We start from the raw sequence: 17178 nt of genomic DNA on the forward strand, positions 1-17178 counted from the left end.
CCTCAGAATGAACAATTGGAGGAATGCAATATGAAAAAACAAACTTGGCTAATTACTGGTGTCAGTAGTGGATTTGGCATAGAATTAACAAAGCAATTATTGGCGAATGGACAAACTGTTATCGGGACGGTACGCAAGGATACAACTGTGCAAGAATTAATGGCACAATATCCAGAAACCTTTGATCGAGAATTTTTAGATGTAACCGATGCAACTGGTATCAAAACCTTGGTAGATAAAGTTTATGAAAAATATGGCGCAATCGATGTGCTGGTAAATAATGCTGGCTACGGATTATTTGGAGCGGCGGAAGAATTAACCGATCAAAATGTAGCTAAAATTATCGCAACCAATTTAACAGGCTCTATTCAAATGATACGTGCTGTGACTCCATTTATGCGTGAACAACAAGCTGGACGCATCATTCAACTTTCTTCATATTGGTGGACAAGTCGCTTTTGCTGGAAATTCTATGTATCATGCGACTAAATGGGGAATTGAAGGTTTTTGTGAGTCTGTTGCTCAAGAATTGGCACCATTTAATATTGGCGTAACGATTGTTGAACCTGGTGGTGCTCGTACAGAATTCCGCTATGGCAGTACACAAGTTGCTGAGTTGATGCCTGAATATGACAATAATCCAGCGCATGCCTTTCTAGCTATGTTAGACCCAGCAAATGGATTGGCCGCTGGTGATCCAGAAAGAATGGCAACAAGAATTCTTGAAAAATGCGGCGATTGAACCTGCTCCATTACGGATGGTTCTAGGATCACAAGCCTTGGATAGTACAATTCAAACCTTGGAAAAACGAGTGGCAGATTTTAAAAAGCAAACTGAATTGGCCGCTTCGACTGATTTTTAATTACTCGGATGCATTGAATGATAGAATAAGAAAAGTCAGAAATGTCATTTTCAGAACGTTTCTGACTTACTTTTAGTACATTTCTATTAATACATGCTTGCCTCTTGCCGAACAATCACCCAGGCTCCTGCTTTTTTTTCAAAAATCATTTTCATTTCTAAATTCCATGTGTTTCGTGAGCCATAAATTCGCGCATCTACTTTGTTTTGTCCAATAAAGCTTGCATGATTTCCCTCAATTTGTATCTCTTTGATTGCCTCTTCTTCTGATAAAAAATAACGCATTTGTCCACTCTCAATTTGCTCTAACCATTCTTGCTTTGTTTGGTCATATCCGGTCATATGAATCAAATGCATGTCATCAGATAAAATCTTTTTTAATATTGGTAAATCCTTCTCAACCATCGCTTGATTTTCTTGACGATATATTCTAATGATTTGTTGCTTATCATCCATAGACTTTCTGACATCCTTCCTTCGCTATTATGAAAAAAACAAAAATTCGTGGAAGCCGCAATGTTAAAAATGAGTCTCGTCAATCGTCATTTCAGCTAATGCTTGATTAATTTGAAGACGCTCTTCATTTGTTATTAGGATATTCATCGCACCAAGATTTTCTTTTAATCGATGTACTTTCGTAGTACCTGGAATAGGAACAATAAAGTCGCGTTGCGCCAATTCCCAAGCTAAAACAATTTGTGCTGATGTGGCTCTTTTACTTGCCGCAACATCAGTTAAAAGATCTAAGACTACCTGATTTTTTTCCATTACCTCAGGTTTAAAACGTCCCATAAAGCTACGGAAATCGCCTTCCTCATACTTGGTTTCTTTAGCATACTTACCACTCAAAAAACCATTTCCTAAAGGGCTATAAGCTACAAAGCCAATCCCTAATTCTTCACAAATTTTAAACATCTCTGCTTCAGGTTCTCGCCAAATCATTGAATACTGGTTTTCTATCGCTGTGATTGGACTCACTGCATGGGCTTTTCTTACATGATTTTCTGGTGCATTAGACAAGCCCCAGTGTAGAATTTTTCCTTCTTTGATTAATTGATTCATTGTTTCTGCTACATCTTCTGGAGCGACGTTTGGATCAATTCGATGCTGATAATACAAATCGATATAATCTGTCTGCAAACGGCGCAGTGACCCTTCTACCTGCAGACGAATTGATTCTGGTCGGCTATCTAAAATATTTTCTAAACTATTCCCAATCCTTTGTTGCCCGGTAATCCCAAATTTGGTTGCGATGACCACTTGATTGCGAATTTCCTTGGTTGCTTGCCCTAACACTTTTTCATTCTCTTCACCATAAACAACTGCTGTATCAAAAAAATTCCCGCCTAGTTCAACCGATTCTTGAATCAAACGAATCATCTCAGCTCGATCTGCTGGTTTGCCATAAGCATGATCCATCCCCATCAAACCTAGACCAATCGCTGACACTTCAAGATTTTTACCTAAAATTCTTTTTTTCATCAGATAGCCTCCTTAAATAGAAAAAAGTGTTTCGATTATCTTGCTAATCCTGTTAAAAATTTCACTGTTTCAGGATCATAATGAGAGAAGAATAAGCTTTCTTTTTGGTTTAATTTTAAGATTTCGTTCATATCGTCCTCTGTTAATGCAAAGTCAAATACATCAACGTTTTGTTCCATACGGTTTTTATTGACCGTTTTGGGAATAACGACCACTCCTCGTTGAATTAAATAGCGTAATGCCACTTGTGCAGCTGATTTATTGTACTTTTCACCTACTGCTTTTAATGTTGGATTATGAAAGAAATCATTTTTTCCTTCTGCAAAAGGACCCCAAGATTCAATTTGAGTATTGTATTCCTTCATGATTGCTTGTGGTTCAATTTGTTGGTTGAATACATGTGTTTCCACTTGATTGACCATTGGTGTGATTTCACTGAATTCTGCAAGATCAATAAAACGATCCGGATAAAAATTACTTACACCGATTGCACGCAATTTCCCTGCTTTATAATATTCTTCCATTGCTCGATATGTGCCATAATAATCATTAAATGGTTGATGAATCAGCAAAAGATCAATATAATCGGTTTGTAATAGCTTCAAAGATTCTTCAATAGAAGCTTTCGCTTTTTCATACCCAGCATTTGTGATCCAAACCTTTGTTGTGATAAAAAATTCTTCACGAGGCAAGCCACTTTTTTTAACTGCTTGCCCCACAGCCGCTTCGTTTCCATAAGCTTGGGCTGTATCAATCAAGCGATATCCTATTTGAATCGCTTCACTGACAACTCGTTCGCATTCTGCTAAGTCTGGTACTTGATAAACACCAAATCCTAAAATCGGCATTTCAACACCATTTGATAAAGTAACTGTTTCCATAATTGTATTCCTCCTAGTAAAAATAACCTTGTGATACGCTATTCTCTTTTCTACATTTTTAAATTACCACTTAGAGTTCACTTCAAGTCAAGCATATTATGTTTTAAAAATAATAATGATCATGGTTATAAATCTGTTGTAAGGTACTAAAAAGCTGCAACACATCCACTATAGGAATGATGTTACAGCTTGAATTTATAAAAGTATAATACTTTATTAGTATCCTTAAGATGCCTAAAAAGCATCTTTACTATTTTTGTACGTTAATTTTCTTTATATGCTCTAACCGTATTTGAAATAGAAGCGATACTATACAGAAGTGAATCATCATACTCACTATCCGCATCTGTATCCAAAGTATCTTCAAACATCTTTTCATACTCAACAATGGATAATCCTTTTCGTTCCGCTAACTGCTTTTGATGAAGATCAGTGAATAAATACTTTTGGTATCCTTCAACTAAATTACCGCTAAAGAATTCTGCAACAGTGCCTGAACCATAACTGAATAAGCCGATTTGTTCTCCTGCATTCAATTGAGCGTTCTCTAATAACGAAATCAATCCAAGATACAACGAACCAGTGTAAAGATTACCTACTTGTCTACTATAGACAATACTTGCTTCATATTTTGTTAAAATTCGTTCTTGCTCTTCTGACGACTCATTTTCTAAAGCTGCCAACAACGCTTTTTTTCCCATTTTCGTGTACGGGATATGGAAAGCTAACGCTGCAAAATCAGCAGTTGTTTTCTTATGTCGAAGCTGATATTCTCCCCAAATCTTTTGAAATGCTTGGATATACGTTTCATTAGATAATTGCCCATCTACCATTGGATAATCATGTCCAACTGGACGCCAAAAATCATAGATATCTTGCGTTAGCGCCACACTATCATCGTTTACTACGATTATTTTTGGGTCAGCTGAAACGAGCATAGCCACTGCTCCAGCTCCTTGTGTTGGCTCACCGCCAGAAGCTAATCCGTATTTTGCGATATCAGAAGCAACAACCAACACTTTGCTTTCTGGATGCGTTTTAATATGTGCGAGTGCATATTGTAATGCCGCTGTTCCTGCGTAGCAAGCCTCTTTTACCTCAAAAGCACGAGCAAATGGTTGGATCCCTAACAATCGATGTAAGACCACTGCAGAAGCTTTTGACTCATCAATACCAGATTCAGTCCCGACAATCACCATATCGATTTTCTTTTTATCTTCATCGGATAAAATATTCTTTGCGGCATTTGCAGCAAAGGTCACGATATCTTGAGTTTTTTTATTAACAGCCATTTTATCCTGCCCAATTCCGATATGGAATTTATTCGGGTCCACCTCTCTTGCTAGTGCCAAATCGGTCATGTCCACATAAAATGGTGGGACAAAAAAACTAATTTTATCTATGCCAACGTTCATTTTATATCTCCTCTATTATTATTCTCTTTCATTACCTACTATAATTTATCATATTTTCAGGTAAGATTGGTAGAAATAAGAATAATTTAAAATTTGTTAAAGAATTTCAGAAGTTTTTTTAATCTGATTTATAGAGTATTATTTTTTCACAAAGCATGGTATATTTCATATTGGAGGTGACGTCGTGGAAATCGTAATTATCGACGCCTTGAGAACACCTATAGGTAAGTATCGAGGGCAATTAAAATCATTATCAGCAGTGGAGCTGGGAACAGCTGTTACAAAAGAGTTAATAAAAAGAAATGCACCAATAGCTGAACATATAAACCAAGTAGTTTTTGGTAACGTATTACAAGCAGGAAATGGACAAAATCCTGCAAGACAAATTGCACTCAATAGCGGATTAGGCTTTGACGTACCCGCTTTCACCGTTAATGAAGTGTGTGGATCAGGTCTAAAGGCAATCAGCTTAGCCAAACAAGCGATTCAATTAGGTAACGCTGAAGTTGTTATAGCTGGTGGAACCGAGAGTATGACAACTGCTCCTGCCATCACATACAAAGAAGAGGATACTTATTCAAAACCCGTTCCAACTATGATGGTAGACGGTTTAACCGATGCATTTAGCGGAAAAGCGATGGGATTGACAGCGGAAAATGTTGCTGAACAGTTTTCTATCACTCGTAAGATGCAAGATACCTTCGCAACTCGATCACAAATGAAAGCGGCTAAAGCTCAGAAAGAAGGAAAGTTTGTGAATGAAATCGTTCCTCTTTCTATCGATGACACTATTTTTGAATACGATGAAGGTGTCCGAAAAGAGACTACTGTCGAAAAATTAAGTACATTAAAAACAGTTTTTAAAGAAGATGGCTCTGTCACAGCAGGTAACGCATCAACCATCAACGATGCAGCTTCAGCCATGATATTAGCGTCAAAATCGTTCGCTGAAGAACATCAAATCCCTTACCTCGCTATTGTTAGAGATGTTACAGAAGTTGGGATCGATCCAAGCATAATGGGCATATCCCCTATTAAAGCCATCCAAACCTTATTGAAACGCAATGATTTAACGATTGAAGACATTGATTTATTTGAAATCAACGAAGCTTTCGCCGCCTCTTCCATTGTTGTTCAAAATGAATTGGACATTCCCGAAGAAAAACTCAATATATGGGGCGGTGGTATTAGTTTAGGCCATCCGATTGGTGCTTCTGGGACTCGAATCGTAACCACTTTAACATACCAATTAGAAGATAAGGATGCTAAGTACGGTGTTGCTTCTCTCTGTGTTGGTGGTGGTCTTGGACTTGCTATACTAATAGAACGCCCACAAAAAAGAGAAACTGATAAAAAGTTTTATCAACTATCAAAAGAAGAACGCTTATTGTTTTTACAAGACACGGGTCATCTTTCTTCAGATAGCAGACAAGAATTGGAAAACGTATCTTTAGATGCAGATACTGCAAATCACTTGATTGAAAATCAAATCAGTGAAATGGCTTTGCCAATGGGAATTGTTCCAGAAATTTTAGTGAATAATAAAACCTATCAAGTTCCGATGGCAACAGAGGAACCTTCGGTTATTGCTGCATGCAGCAATGGTGCTAAAATGATTCGAAATTCTGGAAGTATTCAAAGCGAATTAACCGAAAGCCTTTTGCGTGGGCAAATCGTTTTTATGAATGTTACAGAGCCTGCGTTGTTAGAAGAAAACATCAACCAGCTTTCAGATGAGATTTTCAAACAAGCTGAAAAAAGTTATCCCTCTATCGTAAAACGAGGCGGGGGTTTAAAAAGAATTCAAATTCGTCATTTCCCAGAAGACACTAACTTTGTATCGGTAGATTTACTCGTTGATACGAAAGACGCTATGGGCGCTAATATCCTGAATTCCATTTTAGAAGGGGTCGCAGATTTATTCCGTCAACGGTTAGAAAATGAACAATTATTTAGTATTTTAAGCAATTATGCAACGGAATCTATTGTCACAGCGACGTGTGACATTTCATTTGGTAGTTTAAGTAAGACAGGTGATTTAGAAGCTGGCAGATTCGTTGCAGAAAGAATTGTGGCAGCTTCTCGATTTGCCCAATTAGATCCCTATCGTGCTGCCACACACAATAAAGGCATTATGAATGGTATCGAAGCTGTAGTTTTAGCAACTGGTAATGATACTCGCGCAGTAGCCGCCGCAGCACATGCTTATGCCTCTACAAATGGCTATCACGGATTAAGTCGATGGAAACTGACTGAGCATGGCTTAAAAGGCGAAATAGAATTCCCCTTAGCGATTGGAACTGTTGGTGGTGCTATTAGTGTTTTACCAAAAGCCCAAGCTGCTTTAGAAATTTTAAATGTCGCAGATGCAAAAGAATTGACTGAAGTTATCGCAGCTGTTGGGTTAGCACAAAACTTGGCTGCCTTACGCGCTTTAGTCTCAGAAGGCATCCAACAAGGTCATATGTCTTTACAAGCTCGTTCTTTGGCTATGTCCGTTGGCGCAAAAGGTCCAGAAGTAGACATCATCGCAGAAAAGCTAAAAACTGGCTTGATGAATCAAGAGAAAGCTTTGGCATTTCTATTAGAATTGAGACAATAATAGAGCAAACAAAAATAAACCGAAACCAGGAACTGATCTTCTTAAGCTCCTTGTTTCGGTTTTTATAGTTGCCTTGTCATCATCAAAACATCTAAAAATACTACCTTACTGTTAAACAATATGCCTTCTTACCTTCTATTCTCTCTCCCATTAGAATTTACTTTGTCGAAACCCCTAATTTTTGCTAATTTTTATTTTAAGCTGTTACAATTAGTTTTGAGGTGAGAAGTGTGATTTTATCAATAATTTTCTTTACTTTAGGTATCTTATCATTCATTAAGTACAAAACAACAAGGGAGAAATTATATCTATATATTGCTTTATCTTACTTTATTTTTTCACTCGTCATAGGGTTTATCGTTCATCGTTTTTTTGTTTAGCTACCTTATAACGGATGATACATGCAAAGAATAGATGAATGTGTCTAATATAATATTAAAAAAATAAAAAGACAAAACAATAAAGCTCCTGATAAACAAGGGATTCATTGGTAATTACTAACACGTTTTCAACAACGATTTTCTTTAATACGGGCTGCTTTACCATATAATACACGTAAGTTTTAAAGTGTATTTGCATCATATGTCAACAATAAAAAAAGGGGAAGTATTGTCATCATACTTCTCATTTATATCCACTACTCTGGATTATTGAATAAGCTTCCTCTGCTACGAAAAATAGCTTTTGGTGGAACCGATCCTCTATTTTGCACTTTAGCTGGAGTTAAGATAGCTCCTTTCGTTTCAACCTTAAGCTATGTATGCCAAACTACATAGCTATTACTAGTTTTATCTGCAATCTCATGCTGGATGTTAGAACTTTGTAAAACTTGTGAGATTCCTATATCAACTAATCCTTACCTTAAGTGGCCCCAAACTTTTTTTATCTCAGGCCTCTGAAGTACTTTTTCTTTATCTACAAACCATCCCATCAAAAAAGATTATTTAAACGAAAAAAACACCTAAAACATACTATCATATTAATTAAATTTTTCAAAAAGATAATTCTCATGAGCATTGTATATGAAAAATTCTTCCTTATGACTTATACTTAAAAATATTAAAGAAGGAGGAATACTTATGAAAGCTTTAGACTCAGTTGCATTAGCATTAGTTATCGTTGGGGGATTGAATTGGTTATTGGTCGGACTCTTTGAATTTGATTTAGTAGCTGCAATCTTTGGTGGACCAACTACTATCCTTGCTAAAATTGTGTATGTATTAGTAGGTATATCTGCGATTTATTGTTTAAAATTATTTCCACTGATTGCTAATAAAGATAAAGTAGATACAATGTAAATAATCGTTACTCTGCAGCAGCTACCGAAAAAGGTGGTTGCTTTTTCTTTTTCAGAAAATAAAAAATCTCATCTCAAAAAATACGAGGATACTTTAGAATTTGTTCATCTCGTGGGTAGTTTGAAGAGTATTACGGAGTTGTATGCGTTCTACGTCTTGTTTGTTTTAATCTCGTCAAACTGCTCTTTTACTTGTTCTGCCTCTTCTAATATTTCTTCTGTTATAGCTTCTTTAAACTTTTGTTGTAAAATATCTTATTCTACTAGACAAAGAGAACAAAAGTTCGTATAATGTTCTCAAGGTGATGATAATGAGATATGTAAAAACTGTACATCTTAACGAGCATATACGACCAGCTCAATATTGTTACTCGTTTCATCTTATTCCCTTTAGGAAGTTACCCTCTAAGCGAATAAACATAGAAGGAACTATTTACAATTTTTGGTCTTTTCCTCCTGTAAAGAAACGAGATTACCTTGCAGCATTTCTGTTAGAAAAAATTGATCACTTCATAGTCTTTGAATACATCTATCCGAATCAGTATTCGCTACTATCTACTAGCAAAGTCTACAAGTTAACTGACTTTAAAATGGAAACCAGAAAAATTGATTATCCATTCGATGATTGGTTACTAAAAAAAGAGGGGAAAAGACATGAACATAATTGACAAGTGTGAAGCAGGATTATTATCTTACGAAGAGTTTCAGTACTATTCACAGTGTAGTGGACAAAAGGGAATAAACGAGGTCGAATTGGATAAGTTTATATTTTACTTATATGTAAGGAAGGTGCACTTTATTAAAAAGAATAGTTATGTAGGTGTAATTGATAAAATTAGAGTAATTAAAATGTTTCCAGATACCAAAATTCGTTTTACACTTCGCTCTTTCGAGAATATCAACTGTATAGTTAGAAAAAAAGAGTTAGCAAATTTAATTTTATTTTTAGATGAAGGCAAATATGAAGTATCTGTTCATGGTTATTACAACAGTAGAAATCATCTGGTTATAGAGAAATTCTTCGTTCGCAATCCTGATAGTTTTATTCGTGAATTTGTCTTAAAATCATTAAAATCAATTGCATAAAATAATTTTCTCCCCTCCTTGCGTATATTATCGTAAGGTTAATTTTTATATGAATCAGTTAGGTTTGTCAGGATTTTCCCGAACACAATAAAAGGCCCTCGGAAACGCTAGGGTCTTTTCACTTAAATTTTAGTTATCGAGTTCTTCTCTCACTTTGTTCGGAACTTCATTTTCCGAAATTTGAGTTGGACTATTTACTCTTTCTTTGCTTATTTCTGCTTTAATGTATGCCCCTGATTCAAATGGTTTTGGGTTTTTCCCGAACAACTCAAAATCCATCTCTTGTTTGTCTCCGTTTTCTTTCACGAATGTGACATTGTACTTATAAGAGTAGGTATCTTTTACCTTTTTACCATCAATATCCAGAGTGTCTGAAATTTCAGGAACATCCGTTGGGACCTTCGCATACGCTACCGTAGTATTATATGTTTGGTTGTAGTAATCAAAAGCAAAGTAACCAATAGCGCATAATGCAATAAGACCAATCAATCCAAGTATTTTATTCATAATGATTCACCTCATATAATTTAATTTAGTATAGTTTAACACTACGGAAACAATTTTAACCATGTATTCTTCTAACAATTTTGTAACTTTATTCTATAAATAGCTTCACTATAGGTGTATCAAATTATAAATTCTTTTCACAAAAAAACCGCCTTGTTAGAGACGGCATACTGAATCACTCTTGCAAAGTGGACAGGCATATAATACCTACTAATAGTACAACTTAATAGCAGTTTTTCATCAAATATAAAATGCCGCCCGATCGCATGGACGGCATTTTACAAGGAGTATTCATAATACCACTTTATTAGAATATGATTAGTATATACTAATAAGTTTGGCTGTGCAAAGCATGTACTCACTTACTATAATGTACCTTGCAGAACTCGAACCTGCGACCGGACGGTTATGATGAGCCGTCTGCTCTGACCAACTGAGCTAAGGGTACGAAAACCGCCCAATAAATGGGCAGCTGATGATTGTAAGAAAACATAGATGGGTGTTCTTGGTTAGTATATATGGTTTTCAGTGTGGGATTACTGAAAAATGTGCAAATATGTTATTACCAGCTTCACCAGTGATGAAACCAAAACCTTTGTCTGAGTTAAACCTTTTTACTGTCCCTTTATTCATATACGTTTACTCCTAATATGAATATGATACGTTTTTTTGTAATTTATAGCATTTGGCAAAAGGAGTTTTACAGTGTGAATATATTACTCAAATTAGATTGTTTTTTTTATGTAACACGAGTACAACGGTAAAATAAAAAAGGGCTCATAGCCCCTTGCCCCTTTTTTGCCCCCTTTTGCTTTTGGAAAAATATATTTTAAAATCCAAACAACACTTAAGAAAACGAGCAAAAAAATAAAACCCCTTGATAAACAAGGGGTTCACTGTTAATTAATAACAAGTTTTTAACGACGAATTTCTTTAATACGAGCTGCTTTACCATGTAATGCACGTAAGTAATAAAGTTTCGCACGACGAACTTTACCATAGCGAACTACTTCGATTTGAGCAACACGTGGTGTGTGTAATGGGAAAGTACGTTCCACACCAACACCGTTTGAAATTTTACGTACTGTATAAGTTTCGCTGATACCAGCGCCGCGGCGTCCGATAACAACTCCTTCAAATAATTGGATACGTTCACGTGTTCCTTCAACTACTTTCGCATGTACGCGAACAGTGTCTCCAGGACGAAACGCAGGGATATCCGTACGTAATTGTTCTTGTGTTAATTCTTGAATTAATGGATTCATTCTTTTTTCTCCTCATTCCAAACATTCTTATGGCCTATGCCACAGCGGAATATCGTAATAGTTGAGCGCTTTGCACTCACTGAAATAGTTTAACATAGCTCATCTAAGCTGTAAAGGAATTTTTCTTTAAAGATGGTTCGATTTCTATTCACTTGGGGACTTTTCTTCCTTGATGATTTCTGCAAGGAATTTTTTCATTTCATCGTCAAGTTCAAGAGTTTCCAGCATATCTGGACGTCTTAAATACGTTCTACGCAATGATTCTTTCAATTGCCATTCCGCAATCAATTTATGATTGCCATTCGTTAGGACTTCTGGCACGTTCATTCCATTAAATTCAGCTGGACGTGTGTATTGTGGATGTTCCAACAATCCTGTTGAATGAGAATCTGTTTGCGCAGATAATTTATTTCCTAAAACATCTGGAAGTAAACGAACAGTTGCATCGATCATGACCATTGCACCTAATTCTCCACCAGTTAAAACATAATCTCCTAATGAAACTTCGTCCGTAACAAGAGAACGAATCCGCTCATCGTACCCTTCATAATGGCCGCAAATAAAAATTAAATGCTCCTCTTCGGAAAACTCTTCCGCCATTTTTTGGTCAAAACGTTTCCCCGCTGGATCTAGCAAGATCACACGTTTTTTAATTTCTGGTGATGCCTCTTCGATTCTTCTTAAGTTGTCAAAAATTGGTTGAACTTTTAGCAGCATTCCTGCTCCACCACCATAAGGATAATCGTCAACCGACTGATGCTTATTATCAGAATGATCACGGAAATTAGAAACATTGATTTCCAGTAAATTTTTCTCTACAGCTTTTCCAATGATTGATTCCCCCATCGGACCTTCAAACATTCGTGGAAAAAGCGTTAACACATCAATTTTCATCATCGATCAAACCTTCTGGAATTTCTACACGAACGACTCCTTCTTCAATATCAACAGACTTAACAACAGATTCGATATAAGGAATCAATGCATCTTTTTTTTTCGGTCTTTGAACAACCCAGACATCATTTGCTCCTGGTGAAAGAATTTCTTTGATTTTACCAAGTTCTTCATCGTTTTCATCGATAACCGTCAACCCAATGATTTCGTGATAATAAAATTCATCTCCTGGTAAATCCTTCAAACCATCTTTTGACACTTTTAGTATCCCATCACGATATTTCTCAACATCGTTGATAGAAAGATGATCTTCAAATGTTACAATATCAAAATTTTTATGTTTTCTGTGCGTTTTGATCGTTAATTCAATTGGTGCCTTTTTTTCTTGAAATAATGTCAAAACTGATCCTTTTTTATAGCGTAGTTCTGGAAAATCCGTTTGGGAAATTATTCGTACTTCGCCTTTTAAGCCTTGAGTATTGACGATTTTTCCAACATTTAAATATTCAGTCACTTAAAACCCTCATTTCAAAATTTTAGTCTTGTTCATTCTACCATTTCTGCAAACCAAATTCTATTATATATGCAAAAAGAAAGCCACCCCAATAAGAATCGCTTTCTTTTTCTATTCTAAGCATTTACTCCTGTTAACGTTCCGTAAATCAAGAATAAGTTCAATGCTGTCAAGATAATCGCAATGATCCAAGCCAAAACTTTGACCCACATTGGGTTAGCGAATCGGCCCATGATTTTTTTATCACTTGTATACATCGTTAAAGGAATGATTGAGATTGGCAAAGCTATACTTAAAAATACTTGAGTATATAACAGTAAATCTTCTACCGCTGATTCTCTGCCGCCATAAAGAATCACACAGATAATTACCGGTACGATCGCAATCAAACGTGTTACGACTCTACGCATCCACAGCGGCATTTTTAAGTGAATAAACCCTTCCATAACGATTTGACCAGAAAGTGTCCCAGTTATCGTTGAATTCTGACCAGATGCAAGCAATGCTACGGCAAACAGAATACTCAAAACAGGGCTCGCAATGTTTCCAACAATATTAGGGTTCTTCAACGCATCATACAGGTCCACAAACTTACCCAAATCACTTTTTGTCCCGTAAAACAATGCACCACCTAAAATCAACAACAAACAATTGACAATAAATGCAACCGTTAATTGGATATTGGAATCCCAAATTGTAAAACGGATAGCTTTTGCTTTTGCTTTATCATCATTACGATCGAATTTTCTTGCTTGTGCAATAGATGAATGCAAATATAAATTATGGGGCATTACAGTTGCTCCAACGATTCCTAGTGCTAAAAATAGCATCGATTTGTCACTAGCTATTCTAGTATCAGGAATAAAACCACGCAAGACTTCACCAATGTTTGGATCAGCTAATGCAACTTCATACGCAAACACAAAAAAGATAATGGCAATCAAACACGCTACGATCGCTTCAATTTTTCTAAAACCTAGTTTCGTCAATAGCAACAATAAAAGGACATCAAACGTCGTAATCAGTACACCGATCAATAATGGGAAACCAAATAATAATTGTAAAGCAACAGCGCCACCAATTACCTCAGCAATGTCTGTTGCCATAATTGCGAGTTCAGTAATGATCCATAATACAAATCCTGTCTTTTTGCTTGTATGTTCTCTAGTCGCTTGAGCCAAATCTCTTCCCGTTACGATACCTAGTTTAGCTGCCATACTTTGAAGCAACATAGCAATCAAGCTAGATAATAAGATGACACTCAGTAATGCATATTTATATTCCGCACCACCAGCAATCGATGTGATCCAATTCCCGGGATCCATATATCCGACCGCTACCAGAGCCCCAGGTCCACTATAAGCCATCAATGTTCGCCAAAAATTAGCATTTTTCGGTACATCAACAGTATTATTGATCTCCTCTAAACTAGGCCCATTTGCATAGTCCAATAACTTCTCTGCTTCATTTTTTTCTTTCTTCATCCTTAATCCTTCTTCCAACTATAAATCATCAGGTTTATACTATTATATTTTTAGGCACACCTTAATCTTTAAAACAATTATAATCCTCTCATTGTTTCTTGTAAATAGGAATTACTTAGTAATTTTCTCATTTAGGGCTAAAGTAGGATGTTTTTCATAATAATTCTTTGTATAATACACATAATAAGTTCCTTCTTACAACTTTGTTCGTGAAATTTGCTAAGTAACAATGGTAAAATAATTCAAAGACTTTTATACTATAAATAATTAATTTAACAAAATATTTGTTAGTCTCTAGGAAAAAATAAGCTATTGTCCATGACAACCTTGTTTTCTAATTGTTCTACGAGATTAAACGAGCCATTACGCTTATAAACTAAGGAGATGATAGATATGAGCATCGCGCTTTCAAGAAAAATTATTAACTGCATTTCAATCGTGGGAATTATAGCAACGATTGCTGTGACCATTTATTTTATACGATTAGGTGTTTTTAAAGATGTAGACGCATTGAGAGGATTAGTCGGTGACTCTGTTATCTTAGGTCCTATATTGTTTATGTTGATCCAGATCATTCAGGTCGTTATTCCAATTATACCAGGCGGTATCAGTTGCGCTGCCGGTGTTCTTATTTTCGGACCATTTGCTGGCTTTATCTATAACTATGTCGGAATCGCAATTGGGTCTGTGATTATTTTCCTTTTAGGTCGTCAATACGGAAAACCATTTATTTTAAGTTTAGTCAGTGATAAGACATACAATAAATATATTGGCTGGTTAGACAATGAGAAACGCTTTGAACGTCTCTTTGCTTTAGCTATTTTCCTACCGATTGCGCCGGATGATGCGCTTTGTTTAATGGCCGGTTTGACAAAAATGTCCTTAAAGAAATTTACATTGATCATCATCTTAGCAAAACCCGTCTCAATCTTCTTGTATAGTTTAGCATTGATATACGGTGGGACATTCTTAAACGGTTTATTAGGCTTTTAAAGCATAAAAATATATAATAAAAACAGAGTTGGGATAGGATGCAACAGTATCCTATCTTCTTTTATTCGTTTTGTAGGGGTGGAATAAACAATGAAATACTTAAAAAATAGTTTTAAAAACATGATTGATTTTTTTGCGGGTACCTCAGCATATTTTCGAGATGTCTTGTTGATGCACGGGTTTATGCTCTTTGTGTTACTCCCTCTTTTAGCTAGTTCGACTCGATTTATATTGAGACAAGGGAAGATTGATTATCTATCTTATGATACGATTCAACTGATATTTTTCAAGCATCCTGGTGTCTTGATTGCATTGATTCTTGTATTACTGGCAATCGTGATTGCAGTCTTCTTCGAATTTACTTTTTTACTCTTGAGCATTTTTTTTATCAAGAAAAAAGAACCCATTTCTCTAACCAATTTACTTAAAGGTACGATTCTTCAACTTAAGAAAATTCGCTTTAGTACAATTCTTTTTTTCCTGTTCTATTTCTTCTTAGTGTTACCACTTAGTGGATTAGGATTCAACTCGGATCTACTGGCAAAAATAAAAATTCCAGCCTTTATCATGGACTTTATTTTCGCCAATCGTGTCACGATTATTGCATTAGTTGGTCTAGGTTATTTACTTTTCTTCTATCTTTCAATTCGTTTGATTTTTGCATTACCTGAAATGATTTTAAGAGATGTTCCCTTTCGTCAAGCTGTTAAAGAAAGTTGGCGCTCAACTAAACATCACTTTTTTAGGATCCTAGGACAATTTATTATAATCGGTGGAAGTATTCTTGTCGTTTTCGTTCTTAGTTATACCGTGATTCTAAGTGTACAGGCTATTATCGAGATGGCTATTCCTGATTATGCGCTAGTTAGTGCGGTGATTGCTATGACGCTTTTACAATTTATTTTACTTCTTAATATTGTCTTTTCGACAGTAGGGATTTTCTATATCACCATTGATTACATGGATGATGAAGGCTTTTTACCCGAGCTACCACAGTGGTTTTACGATCAGCCCAAACAACCAAAGAAAGAATGGACTGTTTTCAAAATTGGTTCATTTGCTTTTATAGCAGCTTTGTTCGGCATTGGTGTTGGTACTTATAATACGAATTATTTAAGTAATCCTTCCGTAACCGAACCGCTAACAATCTCTCACCGCGGTGTTGATGCAGAAAATGGTGTTCAAAATACATTGCCCTCTCTTGAAAAAACAAGTTTAGAGCATCCTACCTATGTCGAGATGGATATACAAGAAACCAAAGACAAACAATTTGTCGTCATGCATGATTTTAATTTAAAAAAACTTACTGGCGTTGATAAAAGACCAAATCAGCTAACCTTAGATGAATTAACTAAGTTAATAGCGAAAGAGAATGGCATGGAAGCAAACGTTTGCTCCTTTGATGACTATCTCGAAAAAGCAAAGGAACTCAACCAAAAATTACTGATTGAGATCAAAACAACACCACAAGATAGTCCAGATCTCGTTAAACGATTTATCAAAAAATATCGGAAAGTGATTCTAACGGAAAAACACATTCTCCATACTTTGACTTTTGATACAGCAACACAATTAAAAGAACAAGAACCCGAATTTTACGTTGGTTATATTTTGCCTTTCAATATTGTTGGACCACCCATTTCTAATGTAGATTTCTTCACGATGGAATATACTACTTTAAATCGTAACTTTATTAACGCAGCTCATAATGATGGGAAAAAAGTCTATGCTTGGACCGTTAATGATGAAGATACGATGACGCGAATGATGTTTTATGGTGTAGATGGGATTGTTACAGATGAACTGAAATTACTGAATGAAACGATTAAAGTTGATTTAGATGAGCTTACTTATTCAGATAAATTATTCCATTTCGTTGTTGGAATTGGTTAAAAT

Annotated in this window: 16 protein-coding genes, 1 tRNA gene and 2 pseudogenes; 8 read left to right on the forward strand and 11 right to left on the reverse strand. The window is 35.7% G+C overall.

All coding sequences use genetic code 11. The features are described 5' to 3' along the window. The first annotated feature begins 30 nt into the window (after positions 1–30). Genes IGJ34_RS08640 through IGJ34_RS08650 form a run of 3 tightly spaced genes read left to right on the forward strand, consistent with a single transcriptional unit; the run spans position 31 to position 863 of the window. Positions 31–489, forward strand: coding sequence for an SDR family NAD(P)-dependent oxidoreductase (locus tag IGJ34_RS08640; RefSeq protein WP_430597230.1), 459 nt, complete (start codon positions 31–33; stop codon positions 487–489). Continuing rightward, complete coding sequence (locus IGJ34_RS08645; protein WP_430597231.1) at positions 473–742, forward strand: SDR family NAD(P)-dependent oxidoreductase; 270 nt, start codon at positions 473–475, stop codon at positions 740–742. Before IGJ34_RS08640 ends, IGJ34_RS08645 begins: the two co-directional genes overlap by 17 nt. Beyond that, a complete protein-coding gene (locus IGJ34_RS08650) occupies positions 693–863 on the forward strand; it encodes a hypothetical protein (protein ID WP_430597232.1) in 171 nt (56 codons plus the stop codon). The genes IGJ34_RS08645 and IGJ34_RS08650 overlap by 50 nt, the downstream gene beginning before the upstream one ends. 86 nt (positions 864–949) lie before the next feature. Here the strand turns inward: IGJ34_RS08650 and IGJ34_RS08655 are convergent, their stop codons facing one another. From IGJ34_RS08655 to IGJ34_RS08670, 4 genes are all read right to left on the reverse strand, one after another. Beyond that, on the reverse strand, positions 950–1318 hold the full coding sequence (locus tag IGJ34_RS08655) for a nuclear transport factor 2 family protein (protein WP_430597233.1): 369 nt from the start codon (positions 1316–1318) through the stop codon (positions 950–952). A 63-nt stretch (positions 1319–1381) separates the two neighbouring features. Then, positions 1382–2344, reverse strand: coding sequence for an aldo/keto reductase (locus IGJ34_RS08660; protein ID WP_430597234.1), 963 nt, complete (start codon positions 2342–2344; stop codon positions 1382–1384). 35 nt (positions 2345–2379) lie between these two features. Further along, entirely contained in the window at positions 2380–3225 is an 846-nt protein-coding gene (locus tag IGJ34_RS08665; protein WP_430597235.1) for an aldo/keto reductase, read from the reverse strand. A 263-nt stretch (positions 3226–3488) separates the two neighbouring features. After that, a complete protein-coding gene (locus IGJ34_RS08670) occupies positions 3489–4640 on the reverse strand; it encodes a hydroxymethylglutaryl-CoA synthase (protein WP_206850157.1) in 1152 nt (383 codons plus the stop codon). Positions 4641–4824: 184 nt separating this feature from the next. Between IGJ34_RS08670 and IGJ34_RS08675 the strand changes: the two genes are divergently transcribed. The 3 genes from IGJ34_RS08675 (at position 4825) to IGJ34_RS08685 (ending at position 9625) form a co-directional block, all read left to right on the forward strand. After that, positions 4825–7242: a hydroxymethylglutaryl-CoA reductase, degradative gene (locus IGJ34_RS08675; RefSeq protein ID WP_430597236.1), complete on the forward strand. Its 2418-nt coding sequence runs from the start codon at positions 4825–4827 to the stop codon at positions 7240–7242. 1079 nt (positions 7243–8321) lie between these two features. Beyond that, complete coding sequence (locus tag IGJ34_RS08680; protein WP_430597237.1) at positions 8322–8540, forward strand: DUF378 domain-containing protein; 219 nt, start codon at positions 8322–8324, stop codon at positions 8538–8540. Positions 8541–9193: 653 nt separating this feature from the next. After that, positions 9194–9625, forward strand: coding sequence for a hypothetical protein (locus tag IGJ34_RS08685; RefSeq protein WP_240485875.1), 432 nt, complete (start codon positions 9194–9196; stop codon positions 9623–9625). Positions 9626–9754: 129 nt separating this feature from the next. Here the strand turns inward: IGJ34_RS08685 and IGJ34_RS08690 are convergent, their stop codons facing one another. The 7 genes and pseudogenes from IGJ34_RS08690 to IGJ34_RS08720 all read right to left on the reverse strand — a co-directional run bounded on the left by IGJ34_RS08690 (position 9755) and on the right by IGJ34_RS08720 (position 14289). Continuing rightward, entirely contained in the window at positions 9755–10132 is a 378-nt protein-coding gene (locus IGJ34_RS08690; RefSeq protein ID WP_069654773.1) for a YxeA family protein, read from the reverse strand. 371 nt (positions 10133–10503) lie between these two features. Continuing rightward, positions 10504–10580 (reverse strand) — tRNA-OTHER (locus IGJ34_RS08695). Between the two features lie 86 nt (positions 10581–10666). Next, positions 10667–10765: pseudogene (locus IGJ34_RS08700) on the reverse strand (cold-shock protein); the annotation flags it as partial. Positions 10766–11049: 284 nt separating this feature from the next. Beyond that, positions 11050–11397, reverse strand: coding sequence for a 50S ribosomal protein L19 (gene rplS, locus IGJ34_RS08705; protein WP_010761540.1), 348 nt, complete (start codon positions 11395–11397; stop codon positions 11050–11052). 144 nt (positions 11398–11541) lie between these two features. After that, a complete protein-coding gene (gene trmD, locus IGJ34_RS08710) occupies positions 11542–12291 on the reverse strand; it encodes a tRNA (guanosine(37)-N1)-methyltransferase TrmD (protein WP_181429478.1) in 750 nt (249 codons plus the stop codon). Next, complete coding sequence (gene rimM, locus IGJ34_RS08715) at positions 12281–12805, reverse strand: ribosome maturation factor RimM (protein WP_111247820.1); 525 nt, start codon at positions 12803–12805, stop codon at positions 12281–12283. Before rimM ends, trmD begins: the two co-directional genes overlap by 11 nt. 116 nt (positions 12806–12921) lie before the next feature. Beyond that, positions 12922–14289: an Nramp family divalent metal transporter gene (locus tag IGJ34_RS08720; RefSeq protein WP_430597238.1), complete on the reverse strand. Its 1368-nt coding sequence runs from the start codon at positions 14287–14289 to the stop codon at positions 12922–12924. A 603-nt stretch (positions 14290–14892) separates the two neighbouring features. On the opposite strand from IGJ34_RS08720, the pseudogene IGJ34_RS08725 reads away from it, so the two are divergent. Further along, positions 14893–15282, forward strand: a pseudogene (locus IGJ34_RS08725) (TVP38/TMEM64 family protein); the annotation flags it as partial. A gap of 90 nt (positions 15283–15372) precedes the next feature. Then, a complete protein-coding gene (locus tag IGJ34_RS08730) occupies positions 15373–17175 on the forward strand; it encodes a glycerophosphoryl diester phosphodiesterase membrane domain-containing protein (protein WP_430597239.1) in 1803 nt (600 codons plus the stop codon). The last annotated feature ends 3 nt before the right edge of the window (positions 17176–17178 follow it).

Origin of the sequence: Enterococcus sp. AZ177, from assembly GCF_050544585.1 — a bacterium.
GTDB lineage: Bacteria > Bacillota > Bacilli > Lactobacillales > Enterococcaceae > Enterococcus_L > Enterococcus_L plantarum.

Coding starts and splice junctions, on each gene's coding strand:
- IGJ34_RS08640 (WP_430597230.1), top strand. CDS start 31: ATGAAAAAACAAACTTGGCTAATTACTGGTGTCAGTAGTGGATTTGGC.
- IGJ34_RS08645 (WP_430597231.1), top strand. CDS start 473: ATGTATCATGCGACTAAATGGGGAATTGAAGGTTTTTGTGAGTCTGTT.
- IGJ34_RS08655 (WP_430597233.1), bottom strand. CDS start 1,318: ATGGATGATAAGCAACAAATCATTAGAATATATCGTCAAGAAAATCAA.
- IGJ34_RS08660 (WP_430597234.1), bottom strand. CDS start 2,344: ATGAAAAAAAGAATTTTAGGTAAAAATCTTGAAGTGTCAGCGATTGGT.
- IGJ34_RS08665 (WP_430597235.1), bottom strand. CDS start 3,225: ATGGAAACAGTTACTTTATCAAATGGTGTTGAAATGCCGATTTTAGGA.
- IGJ34_RS08670 (WP_206850157.1), bottom strand. CDS start 4,640: ATGAACGTTGGCATAGATAAAATTAGTTTTTTTGTCCCACCATTTTAT.
- IGJ34_RS08680 (WP_430597237.1), top strand. CDS start 8,322: ATGAAAGCTTTAGACTCAGTTGCATTAGCATTAGTTATCGTTGGGGGA.
- IGJ34_RS08685 (WP_240485875.1), top strand. CDS start 9,194: ATGAACATAATTGACAAGTGTGAAGCAGGATTATTATCTTACGAAGAG.
- IGJ34_RS08690 (WP_069654773.1), bottom strand. CDS start 10,132: ATGAATAAAATACTTGGATTGATTGGTCTTATTGCATTATGCGCTATT.
- rplS (WP_010761540.1), bottom strand. CDS start 11,397: ATGAATCCATTAATTCAAGAATTAACACAAGAACAATTACGTACGGAT.
- trmD (WP_181429478.1), bottom strand. CDS start 12,291: ATGAAAATTGATGTGTTAACGCTTTTTCCACGAATGTTTGAAGGTCCG.
- IGJ34_RS08720 (WP_430597238.1), bottom strand. CDS start 14,289: ATGAAGAAAGAAAAAAATGAAGCAGAGAAGTTATTGGACTATGCAAAT.
- IGJ34_RS08730 (WP_430597239.1), top strand. CDS start 15,373: ATGAAATACTTAAAAAATAGTTTTAAAAACATGATTGATTTTTTTGCG.